The 23,963-nt window shown below is 75.2% G+C and carries 20 protein-coding genes and 1 tRNA gene; 6 read left to right on the top strand and 15 right to left on the bottom strand.

Annotated features, from left to right (window positions below; translation table 11 throughout):
• Positions 1–151: 151 nt before the first annotated feature.
• Positions 152–388 (top strand): hypothetical protein, encoded by a 237-nt coding sequence (locus tag ACIQVT_RS31570; protein WP_403761935.1) that lies wholly within the window; start codon positions 152–154, stop codon positions 386–388.
• A 478-nt stretch (positions 389–866) separates the two neighbouring features.
• On the opposite strand, the gene ACIQVT_RS31565 is transcribed toward ACIQVT_RS31570, so the two are convergent.
• The 3 genes from ACIQVT_RS31565 to ACIQVT_RS31555 all read right to left on the bottom strand — a co-directional run bounded on the left by ACIQVT_RS31565 (position 867) and on the right by ACIQVT_RS31555 (position 3,218).
• Positions 867–1,016 carry a hypothetical protein gene (locus tag ACIQVT_RS31565; protein ID WP_403761932.1) on the bottom strand — a complete coding sequence of 50 codons (150 nt, stop codon included), beginning with the start codon at positions 1,014–1,016 and terminating at the stop codon, positions 867–869.
• A 52-nt stretch (positions 1,017–1,068) separates the two neighbouring features.
• Positions 1,069–1,647, bottom strand: coding sequence for an RDD family protein (locus ACIQVT_RS31560; protein WP_403761929.1), 579 nt, complete (start codon positions 1,645–1,647; stop codon positions 1,069–1,071).
• A gap of 77 nt (positions 1,648–1,724) precedes the next feature.
• Entirely contained in the window at positions 1,725–3,218 is a 1,494-nt protein-coding gene (locus ACIQVT_RS31555) for an RDD family protein (protein WP_403761925.1), read from the bottom strand.
• Between the two features lie 233 nt (positions 3,219–3,451).
• On the opposite strand from ACIQVT_RS31555, the gene ACIQVT_RS31550 reads away from it, so the two are divergent.
• Entirely contained in the window at positions 3,452–3,865 is a 414-nt protein-coding gene (locus ACIQVT_RS31550; protein ID WP_403761922.1) for an SsgA family sporulation/cell division regulator, read from the top strand.
• Positions 3,866–3,904: 39 nt separating this feature from the next.
• Here ACIQVT_RS31550 and ACIQVT_RS31545 read toward each other — a convergent pair whose 3' ends face one another.
• Positions 3,905–5,311: an FAD-binding oxidoreductase gene (locus ACIQVT_RS31545; RefSeq protein ID WP_403761919.1), complete on the bottom strand. Its 1,407-nt coding sequence runs from the start codon at positions 5,309–5,311 to the stop codon at positions 3,905–3,907.
• A gap of 92 nt (positions 5,312–5,403) precedes the next feature.
• Between ACIQVT_RS31545 and ACIQVT_RS31540 the strand changes: the two genes are divergently transcribed.
• The gene (locus tag ACIQVT_RS31540; RefSeq protein ID WP_403761916.1) at positions 5,404–6,876 is read left to right on the top strand and encodes a tetratricopeptide repeat protein; all 1,473 of its coding nucleotides are present in this window, start codon (positions 5,404–5,406) and stop codon (positions 6,874–6,876) included.
• 27 nt (positions 6,877–6,903) lie between these two features.
• Here the strand turns inward: ACIQVT_RS31540 and ACIQVT_RS31535 are convergent, their stop codons facing one another.
• Together ACIQVT_RS31535 and hppD are read right to left on the bottom strand one after the other, a co-directional pair.
• Positions 6,904–7,752 carry a Teichoic acid biosynthesis protein C (Precursor) gene (locus ACIQVT_RS31535; protein ID WP_403761913.1) on the bottom strand — a complete coding sequence of 283 codons (849 nt, stop codon included), beginning with the start codon at positions 7,750–7,752 and terminating at the stop codon, positions 6,904–6,906.
• 34 nt (positions 7,753–7,786) lie between these two features.
• On the bottom strand, positions 7,787–8,935 hold the full coding sequence (gene hppD / locus ACIQVT_RS31530; RefSeq protein ID WP_403761910.1) for a 4-hydroxyphenylpyruvate dioxygenase: 1,149 nt from the start codon (positions 8,933–8,935) through the stop codon (positions 7,787–7,789).
• A gap of 121 nt (positions 8,936–9,056) precedes the next feature.
• Here hppD and ACIQVT_RS31525 point away from each other — a divergent pair, with 121 nt between their 5' ends.
• The gene (locus tag ACIQVT_RS31525) at positions 9,057–9,527 is read left to right on the top strand and encodes an Lrp/AsnC family transcriptional regulator (RefSeq protein WP_403761907.1); all 471 of its coding nucleotides are present in this window, start codon (positions 9,057–9,059) and stop codon (positions 9,525–9,527) included.
• Here ACIQVT_RS31525 and ACIQVT_RS31520 read toward each other — a convergent pair.
• From ACIQVT_RS31520 to ACIQVT_RS31505, 4 genes are all read right to left on the bottom strand, one after another.
• Positions 9,524–10,315, bottom strand: coding sequence for a S16 family serine protease (locus ACIQVT_RS31520; protein ID WP_403761904.1), 792 nt, complete (start codon positions 10,313–10,315; stop codon positions 9,524–9,526). The genes ACIQVT_RS31525 and ACIQVT_RS31520 overlap by 4 nt on opposite strands.
• Before the next feature lie 1,112 nt (positions 10,316–11,427).
• Positions 11,428–12,069 (bottom strand): IclR family transcriptional regulator, encoded by a 642-nt coding sequence (locus tag ACIQVT_RS31515; RefSeq protein ID WP_403761901.1) that lies wholly within the window; start codon positions 12,067–12,069, stop codon positions 11,428–11,430.
• Between the two features lie 292 nt (positions 12,070–12,361).
• Complete coding sequence (locus ACIQVT_RS31510) at positions 12,362–14,161, bottom strand: DEAD/DEAH box helicase (protein ID WP_403761898.1); 1,800 nt, start codon at positions 14,159–14,161, stop codon at positions 12,362–12,364.
• A 277-nt stretch (positions 14,162–14,438) separates the two neighbouring features.
• Positions 14,439–15,881 (bottom strand): MFS transporter, encoded by a 1,443-nt coding sequence (locus ACIQVT_RS31505; protein WP_403761895.1) that lies wholly within the window; start codon positions 15,879–15,881, stop codon positions 14,439–14,441.
• A gap of 177 nt (positions 15,882–16,058) precedes the next feature.
• Between ACIQVT_RS31505 and ACIQVT_RS31500 the strand changes: the two genes are divergently transcribed.
• Both ACIQVT_RS31500 and ACIQVT_RS31495 read left to right on the top strand, forming a co-directional pair.
• Positions 16,059–16,133, top strand: a tRNA-Cys gene (locus ACIQVT_RS31500).
• 147 nt (positions 16,134–16,280) lie between these two features.
• Positions 16,281–16,829: a hypothetical protein gene (locus ACIQVT_RS31495; protein WP_403761892.1), complete on the top strand. Its 549-nt coding sequence runs from the start codon at positions 16,281–16,283 to the stop codon at positions 16,827–16,829.
• Between the two features lie 106 nt (positions 16,830–16,935).
• On the opposite strand, the gene ACIQVT_RS31490 is transcribed toward ACIQVT_RS31495, so the two are convergent.
• The 5 genes from ACIQVT_RS31490 to ACIQVT_RS31470 form a co-directional block, all read right to left on the bottom strand.
• Positions 16,936–18,099: an SUKH-4 family immunity protein gene (locus ACIQVT_RS31490; RefSeq protein WP_403761889.1), complete on the bottom strand. Its 1,164-nt coding sequence runs from the start codon at positions 18,097–18,099 to the stop codon at positions 16,936–16,938.
• Positions 18,100–18,230: 131 nt separating this feature from the next.
• Complete coding sequence (locus tag ACIQVT_RS31485) at positions 18,231–18,356, bottom strand: hypothetical protein (RefSeq protein WP_403761886.1); 126 nt, start codon at positions 18,354–18,356, stop codon at positions 18,231–18,233.
• Positions 18,353–20,662 carry a xanthine dehydrogenase family protein molybdopterin-binding subunit gene (locus tag ACIQVT_RS31480; RefSeq protein WP_403761882.1) on the bottom strand — a complete coding sequence of 770 codons (2,310 nt, stop codon included), beginning with the start codon at positions 20,660–20,662 and terminating at the stop codon, positions 18,353–18,355. The genes ACIQVT_RS31485 and ACIQVT_RS31480 overlap by 4 nt, the downstream gene beginning before the upstream one ends.
• Positions 20,659–22,893, bottom strand: coding sequence for a 2Fe-2S iron-sulfur cluster-binding protein (locus ACIQVT_RS31475; protein ID WP_403761879.1), 2,235 nt, complete (start codon positions 22,891–22,893; stop codon positions 20,659–20,661). The genes ACIQVT_RS31480 and ACIQVT_RS31475 overlap by 4 nt, the downstream gene beginning before the upstream one ends.
• Entirely contained in the window at positions 22,890–23,783 is an 894-nt protein-coding gene (locus tag ACIQVT_RS31470; protein ID WP_403761875.1) for an FAD binding domain-containing protein, read from the bottom strand. Before ACIQVT_RS31470 ends, ACIQVT_RS31475 begins: the two co-directional genes overlap by 4 nt.
• Positions 23,784–23,963 lie beyond the last annotated feature (180 nt).

Below are 23,963 nucleotides of genomic sequence, written 5' to 3'. Positions count from 1 at the left end.
GCCGTCCGTCCGACGGGGCCGGTGTCTCCGTGCGCCCCCTGTGCACCGGTACCGTGGGTTAGGCCGTGCTTACCGGGCGTCCCGCTCGGGCATGCACGCCAGGAGAGCCCCACGGCACCCCATCCCCGAAACCGCCGAGGACACGATTGCCATGCCTCGTCCGACCGCCGCACAGCTCGCCTACGGTGCCTGCACCGTGATCCTCTCGACGTTCGCCATGCTCCTGCTGTCGCAGGCGGGTTCGGTCGTCGGGATCTGCGTCATCGCCCTCGCGGCCCTCGCGCTGGGGCTGCTGGTCGCCCTGACGGCCCCCGCCCCCCGGGGCCGCCCGGAGCGGACCTCCGCCGAGCCGGTCCCCGACGAGGAGCGCGTCCCCACCTCCTTCTGAGCGGGACGCGCGGTCGACGCGGGCCACGGGACCCCGGCCGTGCCGAGAGGTGGCGGGCCAGGGCCGCCGAGGTGAGCAGTGCCAGGAGCGCGCACACACCCGCCCAGCCGGCCCCGCCGTGGACGCGCGCCCCGAGCCAGGAGCCCACGGTGCCGCCCAGGTAGGCGCAGGTCATGTAGGCGGTGTTGAGCCTGGCGCGGGCGTCCGGCCGCAGGGCGTGGATCCGGGCCTGGTTGGCGACCATGCCGGACTGCATCGCGATGTCGAGCAGCAGTGTGCCGACGACGAGAGCGGCCGAACCGAGCACGCCGCCCCGGGCCCCGACCGCCAGGACGGCGGCCGAACCGAGCACCGCGAGCAGGCAGACGAGGTTCACCGGGTCCGGCCGGCGTACCGGCGGCTCGGTGACCGGCACGGCCCGGGCCAGCACACCCGCGAGCAGCAGGGTCACCGCCGCGGCCACCAGGTGGGGCGCCCGTCAGCCCAGCCACTCGCCCAGCGAACCGCTGACGGCCCGGGCGAACAGCATGCCGCCGATCGACCCGCTCAGCAGGGTGCCGAGCACCGCCCCCCGGCGGTCGGCCGTCACCAGTCCGGCCGCCAGCGGGCCGACGACCTGGGCGGCCACGGTGGTGAGGCCGACGACGGCGCCGGCGGCGACGAGGACCGGCAGGTGGGGGTCAACCGGTGCTGACGACCACCGTCTTGGCCGCCTTGTCGTGCAGGCCCTGCTTGTACGGCTTGTCGAAGAAGCTCCATCCGCCGGCGATCACCGTCCACAGGCAGCAACAGCAGAAGGCGAACGGCACCCACAGCACCAGGGCGCGGACCAGCGCGGTCTGCGCCGAGGGGGTGGAGCCGTCGCCCAGGTCGGCCACTCGCATGCCCAGCCACTTCTTGCCGAGGGTCTGCCCCGACCTGCTGATCATGACGGTGTCGTAGGCGACGTAGAGCACGGCCGTGAGGACGGCCGGGGCGACGGACCGGCCGACCTGCATGCGGTCGTTGTCGACGGAGTACAGCCGCATCCCGAAGGCCCAGGTGAGCAGCCAGACGACGACAGCGACGAGGACCATGTCGATGATCCTCGCGAGCGTCCGCCGGGCACTGTCGGCGAGCGGGGGCATGCCGGCCAGGGGGTCGCCGGGGTAACCGGGGCCGCCACCGCCGTCGTACGGGTTCCCGCCGTACGGGGGTGTCGGGCCGCCACCGGGCGGCGGGGGCTGGGATCCGGAGCCGGAGGGCGGTTCGCTGATCATGGCCCGAGTGCACCGCGCCCCTCCCGGCCCCGCACCCGGAGGGCGGCCGTACGGACGACGCCCGTCCGTGCCGCGGGTCAGCCCGCGACGAACGTGTGGGCCGCCTTGTCGTGCCAGCACTGGTGCCACGGCCGGTCGAACAGGCACCACAGCATGCCCACCACACCGACGACGAGCAGCCCCGGCACGCTGAAGACCAGCCAGCGGCGCAGTGCCGCGCCGAACGCCGGGGGTTCGTGCCCCTCGATGTCCCGCACCTGGAGACCGCAGAGCCTCTTGCCGAGGGTGCGGCCCCATCTCGCGGTCGGCAGCACCTCGTACAGGACCCCGGCGAGGAGCAGGACGGCGAGGACGACGGCGAGGCTGGTGCCCGTGGTGCCGTCGAGCAGCCAGACGGTGACGGTACGGCCGGACAGCCGGGCCGCGTCGATCTTGTCCCGGACGTGGTCCGCGGCCCGCAGGCCGAGCGGCACCGCGGCGACCGCCGTGACGGCCCCGACCGCCAGCAGGTCGATCAGCCGGGCGGCGAGCCGCTTGCCGAGCCCGGCGGGCCGCGCGGCCGCGCGACGGCGGGCGGCGGCCTGGAAGATGTCCTCCACCGGCGGCTTCCACGGCGCCGGCGACTGCTCGTCCCCGCCACCGGCCAGCCGGTGCACCTGCTGCGCCCAGGAGCTCTGGCCGCCGCCGGAACCGCTGCTCAGCGGGGTGGCCGGGGCACCGGCCTGCGGGGGCACGGACGGGGTGGCGACGGCGGGCGCGGCCGGGCCGGGGCGCTCGCCCCGCGGGGCCTCGGGTGCCGGGGCGGTGGTGGCGCGGGCGGCGGCGGCCTTCCCGGCGCCGAAGCCGTGGCCGCCGGCCGGGGACGCTGCCCCGGGGCCGGTCGGCGTGGGCGCGCCGACCGGGCCCTGCGCGCCGAAACCGGCGGGCCCGGCACCCGGCCCCGCGAACGGACCGGCGGACGGGCCGCCCTCCGGCGGGCCGGCCGGCACCGGGCGGAAGGTCATGGTGCCGTCGTCCGTGCGGGACGCCGGGCCGGGGATCGGGCGCCGGAAGAGGAAGGTGCCGGGGTCCGGGGCGCCGTCGTCAGCCGGGGTCGCCGCCGCCGTGCCGTCCGCCCCGCCGACCGGCACGCGGGGGTCGGCTCCCCAGCCACCGGTCCCGCCGGTCCCGCCCCACGGATCCGCCGGCCCCGAGCCGCCGTCCGGTACGCCGGTGGCGGCGGACGCGTCCGCTCCGCCGGCGTGCCCGGCGTGCCCGGCGTGCCCGGCGTGCCCAGCCGGGTCGGTGCCCGGCCACGGGTCGGCGGTACCGGCCGGGCCGGGGTGCGGCTGCCGTACCGGACCGGCCGGGTCCTCGTCGAAGAAGTGGGGGCCCGTCGCCTCGACGGACGGGGCCGCGGCGGCGATGCCGGGCGGCGGGATGAGCGGTTCGCCGTCCTGCGGCGCCGGGCGACTGGTACCGGGCACCCAGGAGGCGCCGTTCCAGTACCGGACGTAGCCGGGGATGGACGGGTCCGGGTAGTAGCCCTCGCGGGGCCTGTCGTCACCTGCGGCCGGGGTTGGGGCGCTCATGTCCGTCGTCCCGTATCTGCTCGGGGGTGGGATGGGAGCCTCCACATCTATCAGACCCGGGCATCCCCCACCGCCACTCCGGCGGCACGAACTCCTTTCCGGGCAACGCCGTGCCGGTCCCGCCGGGACACCGCGCGAAGAACGCCCCGGACCCGCGTAATGACCCGGCCCCGGCCGCCTCTCACCGGGTACGGGCCGGTCCGAGCGGCCCCGGGCGGGAAGGAACCCAGGTCATGCGTCACACCGTGGTGGAACGGGAGCTGGAGCTGCGGCTCGTCGTGTCGCCGGGACGGAGCGTCCCGGTGCCGGCCCGGCTGGTCTACCGTTCCGACGATCCCTACGCGGTCCACGTCACCTTCCACACCGACTCCGAGCACCCGGTCCGCTGGACGTTCGCCCGCGACCTGCTGGTGGAGGGGGTGTTCCGGCCGTGCGGCAGCGGGGACGTACGGGCCTGGCCGGCGCGGGCGGACGGGCGCGCGGTCGTCCTGCTGGCGCTGAGCTCACCGGCCGGCGAGGCACTGCTGCGGGCGCCGGCCCCGCAGGTGTCGGCGTGGCTGGAGCGGACGCTGCGGGTGGTGCCGCCGGGGACGGAGGCCGCGCGGCTGGGCATCGACGGCGCGCTCGACGAACTGCTCGCCCGGTGAGACCCCGGCCGGGCGCCCGCGCGGGGCCCGGCCGGCCGGTCAGAAGAGCTTGCCGGGGTTGAGGATGCCGAGCGGGTCGAAGACCTGCTTCACCGCCCGCTGCATCTCCACCCCGACCGGGCCGATCTCGCGGGCCAGCCACTCCTTCTTCAGCACGCCCACACCGTGTTCGCCGGTGATGGTGCCACCCAGCCGCAGCCCCAGGGCCATGATCTCGTCGAAGGAGGCGCGGGCCCGCCGGGTCTCCTCGGGGTCGGCGGCGTCGAAGCAGACGGTGGGGTGGGTGTTGCCGTCGCCGGCGTGCGCGCAGACGCCGATGGTCAGGCCGTGGTCGGCGGCGATCCGCTCGACGCCCTCCAGCATGGCGCCGAGCCGCGACCGCGGCACGCACACGTCGTCGATCATCGTCGTGCCCTTGACCGCCTCCAGCGCGGTGAGCGCCAGCCGCCGGGCCTGGAGCAGCAGCTCGGACTCGGCGGCGTCCTCGGCGGGGACGACCTGCGTGGCGCCGGCCGCCTCGCACAGGGCGCCGACGGCGGCGAGGTCGGCGGTGGGGTCCGGGGTGTCGAAGGCGGCCAGCAGCAGCGCCTCGGTGGTCTCCGGCAGACCCATGCGGGCGAGGGCGTTGACGGCCTTGACGGTCGTACGGTCCATCAGTTCGAGGAGGGAGGGGACGTGACCGCCCGCCATGATCCGGCAGACGGCGTCGCAGGCGGCGGCCGCGGAGGGGAACTCGGCGGCCAGCACGAGCTGCCGGGGCGGGCGGGGCCGCAGGGCGAGGACCGCGCGGACCACGATGCCGAGGGAGCCCTCGGAGCCGACGAAGAGCCGGGTCAGGTCGTAGCCGGCGACGCCCTTGGCGGTGCGGCGGCCGGTGGACAGCAGGCGGCCGTCGGCGAGGACGACGTCCAGGCCGAGGACGTACTCGGCGGTCACGCCGTACTTGACGCAGCACAGGCCGCCGGAGGCCGTGCCGATGTTGCCGCCGATGGTGCACGTCTCCCAGCTGGAGGGGTCCGGCGGGTAGTACAGGTCGTGTTCCGCCACGGCGCGGGACAGGTCCGCGTTGACCACGCCGGCCTCGACCACCGCGATCCGGTCGACGGGGCTGATCTCCAGGACGCGGTCCATCTTCGTCAGACAGAGCACGACGCAGCCGTCGGTGGCGTTGGCGCCGCCGGACAGACCGGTGCGGGCGCCCTGCGGGACCACGGGGACGCGCAGCTCGCTGGCGGTGCGCATGACGTGCTGCACCTCCTCCACCGTGCGCGGCAGGACCACCACGGCGGGGGCGCCGGCCGGGCAGAAGCTCGCCATGTCGTGGGAGTAGGAGGCGGTGACGTCGGGGTCGGTCAGGACGGCCTCGGGCGGCAGGCCGGCCAGGAGCCGGTCGGTGAGTGTGCTCGTCTCCGCGTCGTGCGTCGCTTCGATACGGCTCATGATCACAGGTTCGCACTCGCGGCCATCGGTGTGAACCCCGTCCGCGCCGCCCTTGGGCCACCCGGATGTGTTCGTCGTACTGACGCACAGTAGGCCTTGTGAACGACCGACTGTGCGAGCCGGGGACGTCCCGGCCGGCCGGGCCGCCGCACCGGACCCGGCGGGTGCTGCGGCGAGTGCTGGTGACCGCGCTGGCGGGCGGTGTGGTGGCCGGTGCGGTGCTGACGCTGCTGCCGCGGGAGCACCCCGGACCCGCGGTGCCGCCCGCCGCGGGCCCCCCGCCGCCGGCGCTGGCCCCGACGTCGGTGACCTACGGGGTGCCGGCCGCGCTGCCCGGCCTCACGGCGCTGGTGGCCCGGCAGGAGCAGCGGGTGCGGGAGCGGCCGCGGGACGCGCAGGCGTGGGCGGTGCTGGGGTCGGCGTACGCCGAGCGGGGCCGCCGGACGGGTGACGCGGCGGACTACCCGCGGGCCGACCGGGCGCTGCGGACCTCGCTGGAGGTGCGCGCCACGCGGAACACCGGTGCGCTGGACGGGCTGACCGCGCTGGCGCTGGCCCGGCGGGACTTTCCGGCGGCGAAACGGTACGGCGAGGAGGCGCTGAAGGCGGCGCCGAAACGGTGGTCGGCGTATCCGCCGCTGATCGACGCGTACACCGGGCTCGGCGACCACAAGGCGGCCCAGCGGAGCCTGGACGAGCTGCTGAGGGTGCGCACCGCCGCCGAGGTGCGGCCCGCCGTGATGGCGCGGGCCGCGGCGGTGTACCGGGACCGGGGTTGGCGCGAGGACGCCGTGGCCCAGCTGACCGACGCGGCGGCCGCCGCCCGCACCCCGGCCGAACGGGCGGCGTGGCTGGCCGGGGTGGGCCAGCTGGCCTGGGAGCGCGGGGACCTGGCGGACGCGCTGCGGCACTTCGAGGCCGCGTTGCGCCTGGACCCGGACCAGCCGGCGGCGCCGGCCGGGCGGGCCCGGACACTGGCCGCCCTGGGCCGTACGACGCAGGCGCTGGACGGGTACCGCGCCGCCCTCGCCCGGCAGCCGGACCCGGCGGTCCTGCTGGAGCTGGGCGAGCTGTACGAGTCGCTGGGGCAGGGGAACCTCGCGGCGGAGCAGTACGCGCGGCTGCGGTCGGCGGTGGGGCGGGCGGTGGCCGGCGGGGTCGACGAGGAGCTGCTGATCGGGCGGTTCGAGGCGGACCACGGGGACGCGGCCGACGCGGTGGAGCGGTTGCGGGACGAGTGGCGGCGACAGCCGGGGACCGAGGTGGCCGACGCGCTGGGCTGGGCGCTGCACCGGGCCGGCGAGGACGAGGAGGCCCTGACGTACGCGTCCGCGGCGACGGACAGGACGAAGGGCGGCGGCGTGCTCAGCGCCCTGTACTCGTTCCACCGGGGCGTGATCGAGGGCGGGCTGGACCGGTACGGGCCCGCGCGCCGGCACCTGGAGGAGGCGCTGCGGATCAACCCGTACTTCTCCCCGCTGGGCGTACCGGTGGCCCGGAGCGCGCTGCGGACCCTGGGCGAGCCCCCGCCCGGCGGACCGCCCGGCGAGGAGGGCGCGGAAGGCGGGTAGCGGCGGCCCGCTTCCCGGTGGGGGGCGTCACTTGTAGTAGATCGAGAACCGGCGTGCGCCCTCCTCCCCCGACGCGAACCCGAGGTACAGGCGCGGGGTGCCGGTGTGGCGGACGGCGAGGCCCTCCGGTTCGCGGTGGCCGAGGGAGCGGGCCGCCTCGGTGCGGTGGCGGGCGAGGAGTTCACCGGTGCGGATGTCCAGGCAGGACAGGTGGGTGTCCCCGTGGCCGGCGGGCGGGTTGGCGCGCGAGTCGTAGGCGGAGCCCGCCAGTTGGTAGAGGTGGTCGCCGGACAGGGCGTACCCCTGGAACGGGGCGGCCGGGTCGGGGTGGGCGCCGGTCTGCGGGAGGTCGGCGAGCGGGGCGGCGTAGTCCCGGGCGGTGAAGGCGGCAAGGTCCCAGACGCGGTAGCGCGGGGCGCCGCGCAGGCGGTAGCGGACGGCCAGGCGGCCGGTGGCCGGGCAGACCGTGGGCTGGTTGCCGTACGAGCCCTCGACCGGGTGACGGATCCGGACGTCCCCCGCCGTGCGGGTCGCCCCGGCAGCGAACCGGAAGCGGGTGACGCCCCGCCCGTACCCGCCGGCGGCGTCCGCCTCGGTCCAGATCCACACCGTGCCGTCACCGCCGTGCTGGACGCCCATGCTCACGCCGTGCCCGAAGCCCCTCAGGTACATGTGGCCCAGCCGCCGGCCCTGGAGGTCCAGGCGGTTCAGGCACAGGTCGCCGGCGTCCCGGCCGCCCCGGGTGAGCTGGAGGACGTACAGGTGGTGGTGGACCTCGTCGAAGGCGAACGACTGGAGGACCGTGGGTTCGCGCAACGTGCCCTTCTCCCGCAGCCAGCGGACCGCCGGTGCGGCGAGGTCGATGCGTTCCTCCACGGTCCCCCCTGGGCGGCCCGGCGGGGACCGGCGGCTACAGGTTGCCCCGCTTGTCCTGCTCGCGTTCGATGGCCTCGAACAGTGCCTTGAAGTTGCCCTTGCCGAAGCCCATCGAACCGTGCCGCTCGATGAGTTCGAAGAAGACCGTCGGCCGGTCCTGGACGGGCTTGGTGAAGATCTGGAGCAGGTAGCCGTCCTCGTCGCGGTCGGCCAGGATCTTCAGCTCGCGCAGGGTGTCGACGGGCACGCGGGTGTCGCCGACCCACTCGCCGAGGGTGTCGTAGTAGGAGTCGGGGGTGTCGAGGAACTCCACACCGGCCGCGCGCATGGTGCGCACCGTCTGCACGATGTCGTTGGTGTTCAGCGCGATGTGCTGGACGCCGGCGCCGCCGTAGAACTCCAGGTACTCGTCGATCTGCGACTTCTTCTTCGCGATCGCCGGCTCGTTGATCGGGAACTTCACCTTCAGGGTGCCGTCCGCGACGACCTTCGACATCAGCGCGCTGTACTCGGTGGCGATGTCGTCGCCCACGAACTCCTTCATGTTCGTGAAGCCCATGACCGTGTTGTAGAACCGCACCCACTCGTTCATCCGGCCGAGCTCGACGTTGCCGACGCAGTGGTCGACGGCCTGGAAGGTGCGCTGGGCGGGCGGCGCGACGAGCGGCGCGGCGGCGGTGTAGCCGGGCAGGTAGGGGCCGTCGTAGCCGGTGCGCTCGACCAGGGTGTGGCGGGTCTCGCCGTAGGTGGCGATCGCGGCGAGGACGACGGTGCCGTGCTCGTCCTTCACCTCGTACGGCTCGGCGACCGAGCGGGCGCCGTGCTCGACGGCGTACGCGTGGGCGCGGCGGACGTCCGGGACCTCGATGGCCAGGTCGACGACGCCGTCGCCGTGCTCGGCCACGTGCTGGGCGAGGAAGCGGCCCCACTCGGTGACCGGCTTGATCACCGAGGTGAGGACGAAGCGGGCGGAGCCGTTCTCCAGCACGTAGCTCGCGGTCTCGCGGCTGCCGTTCTCCGGTCCGGAGTAGGCGACCAGCCGCATGCCGAAGGCGGTGGAGTAGTAGTGCGCCGCCTGCTTGGCGTTGCCCACGGCGAAGACGACCGCGTCCATTCCCTTGACCGGGAAGGGGTCGGCCTGCCGGGCGGTCGTCTCGGGAGTGTGGTGTGTGGTCTGCGTCATAGCGGAAGAGTCCCGCTGCTCTGCAAGGTGCGCAATAGTTCGCGTCATCGCTGGGCAATCAGACCAGTGGTACGGCCGTTCCGGCGGACTTTCTGTACAGCCTGACCACCTGGGGGGTTCCGTGGCGATCGATCATCTGGACGGACGCATCATCGTGCTGCTCGCCGAGGAGCCGCGCATCGGGGTGCTGGAGATGTCCCGGCGGCTGGGCGTCGCCCGGGGCACGGTCCAGGCGCGCCTGGACCGGCTCCGGTCGAACGGGGTCATCCGCGGCTTCGGCCCCCAGGTGGACCCGGCGGCCCTCGGCTACCCGGTCACCGCGTTCGCCACGCTGGAGATCCGCCAGGGCCAGGGCGCCGACGTGCGGGCCCACCTGGCGAGCGTGCCGGAGGTGCTGGAGCTGCTGACCACCACCGGCAACGGGGACATGCTGTGCCGGCTGGTGGCCCGCTCGAACGCCGACCTCCAGCGGGTGATCGACCGGGTCGTCGGCTTCGACGGCATCGTCCGGGCGTCCACGACGATCGTCATGGAGAACCCCGTGCCGCTGCGCATCATCCCGTTGGTGCGGCAGGCTGCCCTCGGCGGCTAGCAGCTCGGGACCGGCCCGTGGCCCTTCTCCAGGGCCACCAGGGAGTCGACCGCGCCCTTCAGCGTGGTCACCGGGACCAGCCGCAGGCCCTTCGGCAGCTCCGACCGGGCGTCGGCGCACTCCGCCCTCGGCACCAGGAAGACGGTGGCCCCGTCCCGGCGCGCGGCCTGCGTCTTCAGGGCCACCCCGCCGACCGCGCCGACCTCGCCGTCGGCGTCGATCGTGCCCGTACCGGCGATGGTGCGGCCGCCCGTGAGGTCACCGCCGCCGCCGTCGCCGTCCAGCTTGTCCACGATGCCCAGCGTGAACAGCAGCCCCGCGCTCGGCCCGCCCACGTCGGCGAGCTTCAGCGACACCCTGACCTTGCCGGGGCTCAGGTGCAGGTACTTCAGCGCCGCCTGGGCCGCCGCGTCCTGCGACTGCCGCATCTGCGCCGCGTTGTGCCGCTCGATCTCCTTCACGGTGTCACCGCTCGGGTAGACCGAGCCGCGCGGCATGACGGCCCGGTCGGTGCGGAACCAGTTGCCGAGCACGTCCGCCAGCGACACGCGGGCGTCGGGGCCGGTCGCCTCGATCGTGGTCATGCGCAGCTGCCCGCTCGTCCCCCGGGTCGCCGCGCCGGAGACCGTGATCACCGGGGTGCCCTTGTTCTCGCCGAGCACGTTCGCCGTCATACCGGGCTGCGCCACCGAGAACGGCAGCGGGGCGAACACGGCGGTGGCGACCAGGGCCACGACCGGCAGCGCGCAGACGGCGAGGGCCTGGGGGCGTGTGAGACGTGAGAGCACGGACCAAATCTAACGCCCACCCCCACCGACGGGTCCCCGGCCACCGGGGGCCGGGGAAGGAACGTGCTGGGCGGTGGGCGGAGGCGGCGGCTGGGCGGGGGTCGACCGGTGAGACGCACCGAGAGGCGGGGTGGACCGACCGGTGGGAGCCGGCGCACGTGGGCCGGCTCCCACCCCGACCGGCGCCCGCGAGTTCGCCCGGAACCCGGCGGCGAGGCTGACCGACCACCGTCCGGGGGCGGCACACATCGGCCCCGGGGCCGCGGGGGTGGGCCGGAGGCCGACCGGTGGGGCGCACCGAGCCAGGGCACAGACGGGCCGGGAGGCGCGGGCACGGCGATCGGCGCCCGAGGACAGGCCGGAACCGGCGGCAGAACGGACCGACCAGGGTCCGGGAATCAGGCCCAGGGTCGAGGCGACGTCACACATCGGCCCGGGACCGCGCGGGTGGGCCGGAGGCCGACCGGCGGGGCGCACCGAGCCGGGGCACAGACGGGCCGGGAGGCGCGGGCACGACGATCGGCGCCCGAGGACAGGCCGGAACCGGCGGCAGGACGGACCGACCAGGGACCGGGATCAGGCCCAGGGTCGAGGCGGCGCACACCGGTCCCGGGACCGCGCGGGTGGGCCGGAGGCCGACCGGCGGGCGCACCGAGCCGAGGGGCGAAGGCAGGCCGGGGCCCGCACGGCACAGCGACCGGCGTCCGTAGGTTCATCCGGAACACGGTGGCACGACGGACCGGACGGCCTCCGCGACGGCCCGGGGCGCAGATGGGCCGGCCCGCGGGCACGGCGATCGGCGCGCGGAGGTGGGCCGGAGCCGGTGGCGGGTGGACCGGGTGGCCCCGGAGGGTCCGGGGCCGCCGATGAGCCGGAGGCCGACCGGTAGGGCCCACCGGTCGGGGCGCAGGCGGCCGGGGAGGCGCGGGGCACAGCGGCCGGCGCCGCAGGTGCGGCCGAGGCCCGCCGGGCGCAGTGGGTGGTGTCCGCAGGTGCGGCCGTGGACCGGTGGCGGGGGCTGGGGCTGGAGCGGCGCGCACCGGTCGGCGTGGGTGGGTGAGACCGGGTGTCGGGGACGGACCCGACCGTGTTGCCCGGGGCGGCGTGGAGGGTCAGCGCAGGGCTTCTGCCACCTCTCGGGCCGCTTCCAGTACTCGTGGGCCCACGCGTTCCGGTACGGAGTCCGTCAGCATGACCACGCCGACGCTGCCCTCCACCCCGGTCACCCCGACGAGCGGCGCCGCGGCCCCGCTCGCCCCCGCCTCCAGCTCACCATGCGTGAGCGTGTACCCGGGGTCGGCGGACGGCGACCGCCGCGCGGCGAGGATGGCCCGGCCGGCCGCGCCCCGGTCGAGGGGGTGCCGGAACCCGGCCCGGTAGGCCACGTGGTAGTCGGTCCACGTCGGCTCGACCACCGCCACGGCCAGCGCCTCGGAGCCGTCCACCAGGGTCAGGTGCGCGGTCGCCCCGATGTCCTCGGCGAGCGAGCGCAGCGCGGGCAGCGCCGCCTCCCGCACCAGCGGGTGCACCTGCCGGCCGAGCCGCAGCACCCCGAGCCCCACCCGGGCCCGGCCGCCCAGGTCACGTCGTACCAGCGCGTGCTGTTCCAGCGTGGCCAGCAGCCGGTAGACCACGGTCCGGTTGACGCCGAGTTTGGTGGACAGCTCGGTGACGGTGAGTCCGTGGTCGGTGTCGGCGAGCAGTTTGAGGACGCGCAGTCCCCGGTCGAGCGTCTGAGAGGTCTCCGCGGTCACGACGCCCACTCCTTCGGTGGTGAGGCCGGCGGCCCCCTGAGCGTCGGATGCGTCGTCGAGTCCCGTCGGCGACGCGCCTCAGAGGCCGCCGATCGACAGGACGGCCCGGCGGCTGCGGGCCGTGTCGTTTCACGGCTGCGCTCCGCGGCGGCGCTGCCACGGGGCGTGTGCGTAGCGGGACAGTAGCGAAGCCGGTTCGCTGAGCGGAAGGCTTCGTCCAGAATCCGGGCAGGCCGGGAACCGGCCTGCCTGCTTTCGTCCGGATACGCACAGCCCCCGACGTGGGGGGACGTCACCGCATGCGGGTGGCCCACTCCTGAACCTTCGCAATGCGCTGCCGCAACTGTCCCGCGGTCGCCTCCGCGCTCGGCGGCCCCCCGCACACCCGGCGCAGCTCGGTGTGGATCACCCCGTGCGGCTTGCCGCTCTGGTGCACGTACGCGCCGACCATCGTGTTGAGCTGCTTGCGCAGCTCCATCAGCTCCTTGTGCGTGACCACGGGCCGCCGCTCGGCCGGCACCTCCAGCAGGTCGGCCTCGCCGTCCGGCTTCTTCCGGCTGTGCGCGATCTGCCGGGCCTGCCGCTTCTGGAGCAGCATCTGCACCTGGTCGGGTTCGAGGAGTCCGGGGATGCCGAGGTAGTCCTGCTCCTCCTCGCTGCCGGGGTGGGCCTGCATGCCGAACTCGGCGCCGTCGTAGAGCACCCGGTCGAAGACGGCGTCGGACTCCAGTGCCTCGAAGGGCAGCATGTCCTGGTCGCCGGTGTCCTCGTCCTGCTGCTTGTTCGCCTCCTCCATCTCCTTCTCGGAGGCGGCGTACGGGTCCTCCTCGCCCTCCTTCTTCGGCTTGTCGAGGGCGTGGTCGCGTTCCTTCTCCATCTCGTTGGCGAAGGTCAGCAGGTCGGGCACGGTCGGCAGGAACACGGACGCGGTCTCGCCGCGCCGCCGGGACCGCACGAAACGCCCGACGGCCTGGGCGAAGAACAGCGGGGTGGAGATCGTGGTGGCGTACACCCCGACCGCGAGCCGCGGCACGTCGACGCCCTCGGACACCATGCGTACGGCGACCATCCACCGGTCGTCGCCGTCGCTGAACTCGTCGATCCGCTTGGAGGCGCCGACGTCGTCGGAGAGGACCAGCGTCGCCTTGGTCCCGGTGATCTCCCGGATCAGCTTGGCGTAGGCGCGGGCGGAGTCCTGGTCGGAGGCGATGACGAGCGCGCCCGCGTCCGGGATGGCCTTGCGGACCTCGGTCAGCCGGTGGTCGGCGGCGCGCAGCACGCTCGGCATCCAGTCGCCGCGCGGGTCGAGGGCGGTGCGCCAGGCCTGGCTGACGGCGTCCTTGGTCATCGGCTCGCCGAGCCGGGCGGCGACCTCGTCACCGGCCTTCGTGCGCCAGCGCATGTTGCCGCTGTAGGAGAGGAAGATGACCGGCCGGACGACCCCGTCGGACAGGGCGGAGCCGTAGCCGTACGTGTAGTCGGCGGCGGAACGCCGGATGCCGTCCAGCCCCTCCTCGTACGTCACGAAGGGGATCGGGTTGGTGTCCGACCGGAACGGCGTACCGGTCAGCGCGAGCCGGCGGGTGGCCGGCTCGAACGCCTCCAGGCAGGCCTCGCCCCACGACTTGCTGTCGCCGGCGTGGTGGATCTCGTCCAGGATGACGAGGGTCTTGCGCTGCTCGGCGCGGTTGCGGTGCAGCATCGGGCGGACACCGACACCGGCGTAGGTGACGGCGACCCCGTCGTACTCCCGGCCGAGGGGGCCCGCGCTGTACTCGGGGTCCAGCTTGATCCCTATCCGCGCCGCGGCCTCCGCCCACTGCTTCTTCAGGTGCTCGGTGGGCGCGACGACGGTCACCTGCTGCACGACGTGGTGGTGCAGCAGCCAGGAGGCGAGGGTCAGCGCGAAGGTGGTCTTGCCGGCGCCGGGCGTGGCGACGGCGAGGAAGTCACGCGGCTGCTCCTGGAGGTACTTCTCCATCGCCCCCTGCTGCCAGGCGCGCAGCTTGCCGGCGGTACCCCAGGGGGCCCGGCCCGGGAACGCGGGCGACAGGTGGTGGGAGTGGGCGGAGGAAGCGGCGGTGGTAGTCACGGTCTCCGGGGCTGAGGTCGGATCGAAGGGGCCGCGCGCGGGGTGACGGGCGGGCGGCTCGGCTACGTAGGACAACCGGGCCACCCTACCGGCGCCGCCGGGCCGGCCACGCCCGGACGAGGCCGGGCCGGACCCGGGTGGGACCCACGTCACAGCGGCACGATCAGCGGCACGATCACCGCGGTGCTCCGCGCCCCGCCGGACCGCACGACGCTGACCAGCGCGTACGCCGCTTCCCGCGCCGTCGCCTGCCCGGGCGGGCGCCCGCGCCGCCCGCTCAGCGCTGCCGCAGGCGGCGCGACACCCAGGTCCCGGCCAGCGCGACCGCGGCCGTCGGCAGGAAGACGGCGGCGAACGCGGCGGGGTGACCGGCGCCGGCCGCGGTCGCCGCGGAGGTGGGGGCCGCGGTGCTGCCGCCGCCCAGGGCGGCGAAGGCCGCGCCCGTCCCGGCGAGCAGGACGACGTTCGACAGCGCGTCGGAGATCTGGAGGGCGGCCGAATTGGCGCCGGCCTCCTCCGGCGCGGACAGCTGGAGCAGCAACACGCTCGTGGAGGAGATGACCAGCCCCATCCCGAAGCAGCCCACGCCCCAGGCGACCGCGACCGTCCACACGGGCACGGAGTGCACCAGCACACTCGGGGCGGTCACGATCGCGACGGCGACCAGCACCATCCCGGCGGTCACCAGCCGCTCCCGGTACGGCGCCACGCGCGGCCGCGACTGCACGAACGACCCCAGCGCCCACGTCACGCCGCCCGCGGCCAGCGAGAACCCGGCGAGCGTCGGTGACAGCCCGCGCTGGGTGACCAGCATCAGCGGCACGAAGGACTCGGCGGCGATGAACGACCCGGCGGACAGCCCGCGCAGCAGCACCACGGAGGGCAGGCCGCGGGCCGCCCGGTAGGTGCCGCGGGGCAGCAGCCCGCGGACGGCGGGCACCAGCAGGGCGGCACCGGCCAGGCCCGGGAGCACCGACAGGGGGCGCAGGTCCTGGGCGGCGTACTGGAGGAGCCCGGCGCCCAGGGAGATGCCCAGGGCGAGCCGGATCCGCCGCCGGTCGAGACCGCCGGCCCCGGCCTCCTCGTCCACCGGGCCGGACGCCCGGCGCCGTATCTGCGGCAGGGCGAGCGCGAGGGGCAGCAGGACGAGCACCGGGATGCCGAGGAACACCCAGCGCCAGCCGAGGTGCTCGGTGACGGCGCCGGAGGCGAGGGGGCCGACGATGGACGGCACGACCCAGCCGGCCGCGAAGGCCGCCATGATCGCGGGCCGCAGCCGCTCGGGGTAGGCGCGTCCGACGACGACGTACAGCGCGACGATGACCAGTCCGCCACCCAGCCCCTGCACGGCCCGTCCCAGGATGAACACCCACATCACCTGGGCCGTCCCGGCGACGACCAGTCCTGCGGCGAAGGCGCCGATGCCCGCGGTGAGCGGGCCCAGCGGACCGCGCCGGTCGGACCACTGGCCCGCGAGCACCATGCCGAACAGGCTGGTCGTGAAGTACCCGGAGAACGCGAACGCGTACAGCGCCAGGCCGTCGAGCTCCCGGGCGGCGACCGGCATCGCGGTACCCACGGCCGTCGCCTCGAACGCGATCAGCACGACGACGGACACGATCCCCACGCTGAGCGCCCGGTAGGTCCGGCCCAGCACACCGTCGTCCCGTGCGACGGGCGGATCGACAACGGCGGGGTCGCGGGATTCGAGGGCACTCATGAACGCCAGAGTAAGGCCCACAACCAACGGTCGCCCCTGTCAGGAGCCCTACCGCTCCTCCGCCCTTGGTCCTACGCCCCGAGCCCGCTCATGAACGCCGTATGGCAGTCCCGTTGCAGCCCGCCCACCCCTCTTGAGCCCCGCCCGGCCACCCCCGTACGTTCGTCTCACCAACACGGCCGTGTGCCCGAGTGGTTCAGGGACTCGCCTGCAAAGCGAGTTACGCGGGTTCGATTCCCGCCACGGCCTCCACCTGGCCTGACCAGGAGAACGAAAGGGCGGCGCTCCTCAGGGAGTGCCGCCCTTCCGGTCGCCCGTCTCAGCTCCCGTTCAGAGGCGCTTCTCGCCGCTGGTGGCTCATTCCGCGACGGTTCTCACGGGGCGTGCCAGGGTGAGTGCGTGGCAAAGATCGAGACGGCAGATGTGTTCGGGGCCGGTCGCCGCAGTGGGGGTGGGAGTCTCTATGCGTATCGGGTACGGGGGCTCCGCCGCAGCTGGGTGGTCCTGTGGGTCGGTGGCAGGGATGACGAACCCGACCAGGTGCTGGCGTTGCCCGAAGCTGAGCACTGTCAGGTGCCGGTGTTCATGACTGTTCGGCAGGCGCGTGCGTACGTGAGCCGGCGGGGACGGAGACTGGCCACTTCTGAGGCCGACACGTTGGAGCTCGTCCGTGTCGAGCATTGGCTGGAGAACCCGATGCGCCGGCGCGTTCCCTCGGGTGGGGTGCTGGAGGCGTGGAACTTCTTCGAGGATCTGGCCCGAGGACTCGGTGAGGTCCATCGGCTGCCCGAGCAGAGCGTGGTGCACGACAGCGCCTACGAGAAGCTGTTCGGAGGCGACCGCCCCGCATGGACTCCTGACGAGCAACGCGCGGTAGTGGAGCTGATCACGGCCGGGGTGGAACTGTGGAACTCCTGCCCAGTGCTGGTGAAGCCCTGCTCCAGCTGATCCCCGCCACGGCCTCCGCCTGTCCGCCCATTCTCGTCACGCACCACGGTAGGGAGGGTGGGGGGCCAAGTGGCGGGATGCGGGGAGGTTCACCGGTGCCCGGGCTTCAGAGGGCCCCGCTGGTCGTGTCGTGGAAGAGGTCCGTCCAGTAGTGCCAGGTGGTGGAGGGGAGGGTGGCTGTGGGGTCCAGGGTGGTGAGGGTGTCGGTCATGGCCGCGGCCAGGTGGTCGTAGGCCCGGGTCGACAGCTCGTGGCCGAGGTGGGCGTCGATGGTGCGTTCGTGGTGGACGAGCCACAGGGTGAACGCCAGGGTGGAGACGTCGGTGTTGAGCGGGTGGAGGGTGCCGTCCGGCTCGTCGAAGGTGAGGACCGCGCCGGTTCTGCCGTCGACCAGCAGGCTGGTCCGCTCAGGCAGGCGGCCGAGGCGGACCAGGTGGTCGCAGTGGGCCGGGAGCCGGTCCGCCGGGTAGGCGGCGTACTCCCGCGTGACGTACTCCCGCAGGGTCGGCAGCGGCGCGTCCGCGTCCGTGTCCGCGTGGAAGACGACCGCCTGCTCCGGCAGCCCCGTGCCGCGCAGGAAGCGGCGCGTCGGTTCGTGCGTGAGCGTCGGGGGGAGATCGACCTCCTCGAAGCGGGCCACCCTGCCGTGCCCGAACTGCTGGTCCAGGAGGCGGCCGGGGAGGTCGAGGGTGAGGCCGGACACCGTGCCGGGGCCGGCGACGAGGGAGAGCGGGCGGATCAGTGCCGCCGCCTTCCAGTACGGCGGGACCTCGCCGCCCGTGCCCTCCTCGAAGAGGCCGAGGAGGCGGCGGGAGGCCTCGGCCGCCGTCTCGGGGCCGTACCGTCCCGCCAGGGCGGCGAAGCGGCCGCGCAGGCCCGCGAGTTCCTCGGTGACGGCGGCGAAGCGCAGCAGCGTGTGCAGGGAGGGCGCGAAGGGCCGGGGGGCGGCCGGGGCGACGAGGTGGGCCGTCGTCAACTCGCCCGTGGCGCCGTCGAGCAGGATCGACTCGCGCTCCATGCCGGCCGGGGTGAGGAGTTCGCCGATGACCAGGCGGCCGCGCAGTTCCTCCGCCAGGAGGAGGGGGCCGTCCGTGGCGTCGGCGAGCGTGCGCAGACCGTACCGGCGCAGCGGGGAGAAGGTCAGCAGGCCGGTGTCCGCGGGCAGGCCGGGGCCGGTGAGCAGGCCGCGCGTCGGCGCGTGGGTGACGTGGCGGTCCAGCTCCGCCTCGGTCAGCGTGATCGCCGGGAACCCGGCCTCGGTCGTGCTCATCGCTCCCCCGCGATCTCCCCCGTGCGTGACAGGCGCGCGTACCCCCTCGTACGCGGCACCCGGTCAGGTGCCCCGACTGCTCCGCACCCTACGCCGCCCCACTGACAACGGCCCCGACCAACGCGAACGCGTCAGGTGAAGTAGATGCCGCCCAGCACGACGGCCAGCGCCGCCACGGCGAACAGCAGGATCCACAGGACCAGCTTGCCCGCGCTGGGCGGGGGCTCGTAGCGGGGCTCCTGCCCGGGGGCGCTCACCGGTCCGTCACCACGGCCGCCTGCGGGCGGATCGGTAGGCGGTTGACCGGGCGGCCGGTGGCCGCGCGGACGGCGGACGCGATCGCCGCCGGGGTCGTCACCACCGGGACCGCGCTGACCGACTTGGCGCCGAACGGCGCGACGACGTCCCGTTCCTCGACCAGCCGGACGATGCGGAGATCGGGGGCGTCGAGCGCGGTCGGCAGGGCGTAGCCGGTCAGGTCGGGGTGGCGGACCAGGCCGCGCGGGGTGCGCAGGTTCTCGGTGAGCGCGATGCCGACGCCCTGGGTGACACCGGCCTCGATCCGGGCCGTCAGCTGCGCCGGGTTGAGGATCCGGCCGACGTCCTGGGCGAGCGCGAGCTCGACCACCCGGACGGAGCCCAGCTCGACGTCGACGTCGACGACCGCGCGGATCGCGCAGAAGGCGAGCCCGACGAAGGCGTCGCCCTGGCCGTTCGCGTCCAACGGCTCGGTGGGGTGCGGGCGGCACTGGGCCGTGGCCCACAGTTCCTTGCCGTCCAGCGCCTCGGTGACCGTCGTGGACAGCACCCCGTCGTACGAGGTGATCCGGCCGTCGGTGATCTGGAGCAGCTCGGTGGACATGCCGAACTTGTGGGCGAGGGGCTGGAGCAGCTGGGTGCGGACCATCTTCGCCGCCCGCTCCACCGCGCCGCCCGACACCCAGGTGTGCCGGCTGCGGCAGCCCGCGCCGGCCGGCGGCTGGTCGGTGTCGACCGGGGCGACGTGGACCTCCTCGATGCCGAGGGTGTCCTGCACGATCTGCCGGGCGAGGGTGGTGAAGCCCTGGCCGGTCTCCACGGCCGCGCACAGCACGGTCGCGATGCCGTCGTGGACCTTGACCGTCGCCGTGGACACCTCGTCGGCGCCCTCCGCGCCCAGCATGTGCACCATGCCCAGGCCGTAGCCGACGCCCCGCCGCACGGCGCCGGGCTCACCCGCGCCCTCGGGTCCGCCGGGCAGCAGCCAGTCCTCCTCGGGCAGGTCCTTGGGGAGGGCGGGCAGCGGGGCGTCCCGGACGGCCTGGAGGAGTTCGGCGACCGGCGCGGGGCAGGTCACGGTCTGCCCGATCGGCAGGACGTCGCCGGTGGCGAGGACGTTGCGCAGGCGCAGCTCGGCCGGGTCCAGGCCGAGTTTGCGCGCCAGCTTGTCCATCTGGGCCTCGTAGGCGGCGCAGACCTGCATGGCGCCCTCGCCCCGCACGTGCCCGGAGGGCGGGTTGTTGGTGCGCACGGCCCAGCCCTCGATGAAGGCGTTCGGGACGACGTACGGGCCGCAGGCGAAGGAGACGGCGGCGGCGAGGGCCTCCGCGGAGGTGTCGGCGTAGGCGCCCGCGTCGAGCAGGATCTGCGCCTCGACCTTGACCAGCCGGCCCTCGGCGTCGGCGTGGTGGCGGTAGCGCAGCAGGGTGGGGTGGCGGTGGGCGTGGCCGAGGAAGGACTCCTCGCGGGTCGCGGTGAGTTTCACCGGGCAGCCGGTGCGGAGCGCGAGCAGGCCGAGCGGCAGCTGGAAACCCTGGTCCTCGCGGTCCGCCGTGGCGCCGGGCACCCCGGTGACGACGATCTTGACCCGGTCGGGGGGCAGGCCGTAGCAGGCGGCGGCCGTGTCGCGGTCGTTGTGCGGGTCGGTGGAGGCCAGGTACAGCTCCACGCCGCCGTCGGGGCGGGGCACGGCGAGGCCGGCCTCGGCGCCGATGGGGGCCGGGTCCTGGCGTCCGATGCGGTAGAGGCCCTCGACCACGGTGTCGCCGGCCGCCTCCGGGTCCCCGTGGTGCAGCGGGATGTGCCGGATCAGGTTGCCGTCGGGGTGCAGCGGTTCGGCCTCGAAGGCGTGTTCCGGGTCGGTGACCGGGTCCAGCACCTCGTACTCGACGATGACTGCGGCGGCGGCCATCCGCGCGGTGTCCGGGTGGTCGGCGGCGACCGCGGCGATGGGCTCGCCGTGGTGGCGTACGACCTCGGAGGCGAACAGCGGCCGGTCGGGGGTGCCCCGGCCGTGGCGGGGCGTGCCGGGCACGTCCTCGTGGGTGATGACGGCGCGGACGCCGGGCATCTCCCGCGCGTGCGTGGTGTCGATGGACAGGATGCGGGCGTGCGCGTGCGGGGAGCGCAGCACGGCCGCCCACAGCAGGCCCTCGGCCCACAGGTCGGCCGCGTACGGGAAGGTGCCCTCGGTCTTGGCGCGGGCGTCGGCGTGCGGCAGGGAGACGCCGAGGCCGTACGGCGACGGCTCGGCCTCGGGGGCGGGGTCCGCCGCGGTGGTCGCGATGCCGGCCTCGTTGCTCACGCCTGGCCTCCGTCCTGCCCGTAGTGCTGGTCCTGCGGTCCCGGCGCGCCGTACGCGTCCGGGCTGTCGCCGTAGGCGTCGTGCGGGTCGCCGTAGCCGTCGGGGGTGTCGCCGTAAGCCTCGGGGGTGTCGCCGTAGCCGTTCGGGGCGGCCTCGAAGGCGGGCGGGGTGTGCTGCGCGGGCGGGGTGCCGAACGCTCCCGGCGCCTCGAACGCCGACGCGTGGACGCCGCCGGAGCCGGGGCCCGCCTGGTGCGGGATGCGCGCCTCGTCGCCGTCCGCCGCGGGGCCGGCCTGGGACGCCTCGCGCTCGGCGACGACCTCCTGGACGGCCTCCAGCACCCCGCGGTAGCCGGAGCAGCGGCACAGGTTGCCGCACAGCGCCTGCCGGGTCTCCAGCTCGGTGGGGGCCGGGTTACCCTCCAGCAGGTCGTGCACGGTCATCGCCATGCCGGGGACGCAGAACCCGCACTGCACGGCGCCGCACCGGGCGAGCGCGCGCTGGACGTCGGAGGGCCGGCCGTCGGCGGCCAGGCCCTCGACCGTGCGGACCTCGCTGCCGGCCGCGGTGACCGAGGGGACCAGGCACGAGGCCACGAGCCGGCCGTCGACCTGCACGTTGCACGCCCCGCACTCACCCTGCGAGCAGCCGTCCTTGGCGCCCGCGAGACCCAGCCGCTCGCGCAGCACGTACAGCAGCGACTCGCCGATCCAGGCGTCGGTGACCGGGCGGTCGGCGCCGTTGACGCGCAGCACGTAGGAGGCGAGGGGGTGGTCGTCGTGCGGCGTCAGGGGGACGGCGGCCGGCTCCCCGGCGTCGTCGTCGCCGGCCTCCGGGGCGTCGTCCGTGGCACCGGGGGCGGGCGCGTCGGCGGAGGGTTCGGTTCCAGCCGGGTCGGCGAACTCGTCGGATTCGACGGGTTCGGCGGGTTCGGCGGTTCCGGCGTGTTCGACCGGTTCGGCCGGATCGGCTGGTTCGGCCAGATCGACCGGCTGCGCGGGTACGGCTGCGGGTTGCGCCGGGGCCGGGGCGGAGCCCGGTGACGCGGGGGCGTCCGGGTCCGCGGGGGCGTCCGTGGCGGGTGACGGGGCGTCCGCGGGATCGGCGGGCTCCTCGTGGCCCGCGGGGGCGTCTGCGGGGCGCTCAGGGGCCTCCGCGAGGCCGTGCGCCTCCGACTCGGGCGCCGACTCCAAGGCGGTGGGCCGCGTGGGCGGCTGCTCCGCGCCGATGCGCGGCTCGTCGTCCGGGTGGACGGCATGCGCCGGACCGCCGTCCGGGTGGCCGTCGTCCGGGTGGCCGTCGTCCGCACCGGTGTCCGCGCCGTCGTCGTCCACGGTGTGGCCGTCACGGGCGGCGGTGTCCCCGGTGGGGCCGGCGTCGCCGTGACCGGTCCGGCCGTCCTCCGCGTGCCCGGCCGGGCCCTGCCCGTACCCGTCCTGGCGGACGTGCCCGTCCTGCCGTACGTAACCGTTCTCCGGGACGTACCCCTCGCCGGGCACGTACCCGTTCCCCGGGGCGTATCCGTCGTCCGGGGCGTACCCCTCGTCCGGGGTGTGTCCCCCGTCCGGCACGTACCCCTCCGCCGGCACGTATCCCTCCGCCGGCGCGTACCCGTCCGCCGGCGCGGGTGCCGTGGCGGCGGACGCGTGGTGGGCGTGGGTGCCGTCGGGGACGGCCGGCGGGGCGCCGTCCCAGGGGTGGCCCGCGCCGTCCGTCGCCCAGGGCGCGGCCGCGCCGCCGGGCAGGGTGGCCGGCGGGGTGCCGCCCCACTGCTCGACCAGCGAGGAGGTGGTGAACTCGCCGGACTCGTCCGGCAGGTCCCCGCCGGCGACCGGGATGGACCACTGCCCGGTGACGTCGTGTCCCGGCGCGGCCGGTGCCGGGGGCTCCTCGAAGGTCCAGTGCTGGGTGGCGCCGGGCCGGTACGTGAACCGGTCGTCCATGGTCTGCGGCGGAGCCGCCGGCGTGGCGTTCGGGTCGGGCCAGTGGGCGCCGCCCTCGGGCGCGGGCCAGTCGTCCGGGGCGCCGTCGGCGCGCCTGGCCGCGATCCGGGGCGGCACGTAGCCGTGTCCGGGTGCGGCCAGCGGGCTGTCGCCGGACAGCAGGGCGTCGATGCCGCCCTCGGGGAGCCTGACGAACGCGGTGGCGCCGTCGTCGTAGTCGCCCTGGGGCAGCGGGTCCCAGCGGCCGCCGCTGCGGGGCGCGCCCTCTCCGTGCTGGTCGTCGGTCACGACAGCGCCCTCCCCAGTGCTCGTCGGGCCAGCGCGGCGACGGTGCGCCGCAGGTGCAGTACGGCGGGCGGAAGCGGGGTCACCGTGCCGTCGGGTTCGGGGGTCGGGTCGGGGATGCAGGCCGCGGCGACGTACTCGCCGAAGGCGCGCAGGGCCTCCGGGACGAGGGTGCGGTCGTTGTCCCAGTCGATGAGCTGCGCGACCCACTGCTCGGCCTCCAGGGGCCGCAGCGGCATCGGCGCGATGGCGCCGACGGCGCAGCGCACGCCGCGCCGGGCGGGGTCCAGGACGAGGGCGACGGAGGCCAGCGCGCGGCCGGGGCCGGTGCGTCCGGTGGCCTTCACGAACACCTGCGGGGCGTGCAGCAGCGGCACGCGGACGAAGCCGATGAGTTCGCCGCCGCGCAGCAGCTCCATGCCGGCGAGCAGGTGCGACACCGGGATCTCCCGGCGGGCTCCGCCCGGGCCCGCGATGATCAGGGTCGCTTCGAGGGCGGCGAGGACCGGCAGGGCGTCCCCGGTGGGGGCGGCCGTGGCGATGTTGCCGCCCAGGGTGCCCGCGTTGCGGATGTGCGGCGGGCCGGCGGCGCGCGCGGCGGCGGCGAGCGCCGGGATGAGGGCCGCGAAGTCGGGGCGGCCCATGCGGGCGTGGGTGAGTCCCGCGCCGAGCAGGGCGTGGCCGTCCTGGTACTGCCAGCCGCGGATCTCGCTGATCCGGCCGAGGCCCACCAGGGCGGCGGGCCTGAGCTGGCCGGAGTTGACGGCCGCCATGAGGTCGGTGCCGCCCGCGACGGGGACGGCGGCGGGCAGCGCGGCGAGGGCCGCCACGGCCTCGTCCAGTGTCGTGGGCAGCGTGACGGCCTGCGCCGCCTGCGGTGCGTGCGTGGTCAAACCGGCTGCCCCTTCCCGCTGCCCCACCTGGTCCCGCCTGTGCTGCCGTACGGTACGTGCTGACAGGGCGGACGACGCAACTCTGGCACATCTTCGCAAGGCTCGAACGCGGGGGTCCGCTAGGAGGCATTCGCCCACCTCATCGGGGAGATGGTCCGGTTTCGCACGGCATCACCGGTG

This window comes from Streptomyces sp. NPDC100445 (assembly GCF_044759735.1).
In the GTDB taxonomy this organism is placed as follows: Bacteria; Actinomycetota; Actinomycetes; order Streptomycetales; family Streptomycetaceae; genus Streptomyces.
The sequence above is the reverse complement of the archived record's forward strand: the minus strand, read 5'-3'. Positions and strand labels throughout refer to the sequence as shown.

Coding starts and splice junctions, on each gene's coding strand:
- ACIQVT_RS31570 (WP_403761935.1), top strand. CDS start 152: ATGCCTCGTCCGACCGCCGCACAGCTCGCCTACGGTGCCTGCACCGTG.
- ACIQVT_RS31560 (WP_403761929.1), bottom strand. CDS start 1,647: ATGATCAGCGAACCGCCCTCCGGCTCCGGATCCCAGCCCCCGCCGCCC.
- ACIQVT_RS31555 (WP_403761925.1), bottom strand. CDS start 3,218: ATGAGCGCCCCAACCCCGGCCGCAGGTGACGACAGGCCCCGCGAGGGC.
- ACIQVT_RS31550 (WP_403761922.1), top strand. CDS start 3,452: ATGCGTCACACCGTGGTGGAACGGGAGCTGGAGCTGCGGCTCGTCGTG.
- hppD (WP_403761910.1), bottom strand. CDS start 8,935: ATGACGCAGACCACACACCACACTCCCGAGACGACCGCCCGGCAGGCC.
- ACIQVT_RS31505 (WP_403761895.1), bottom strand. CDS start 15,881: ATGAGTGCCCTCGAATCCCGCGACCCCGCCGTTGTCGATCCGCCCGTC.
- ACIQVT_RS31490 (WP_403761889.1), bottom strand. CDS start 18,099: ATGAGCACGACCGAGGCCGGGTTCCCGGCGATCACGCTGACCGAGGCG.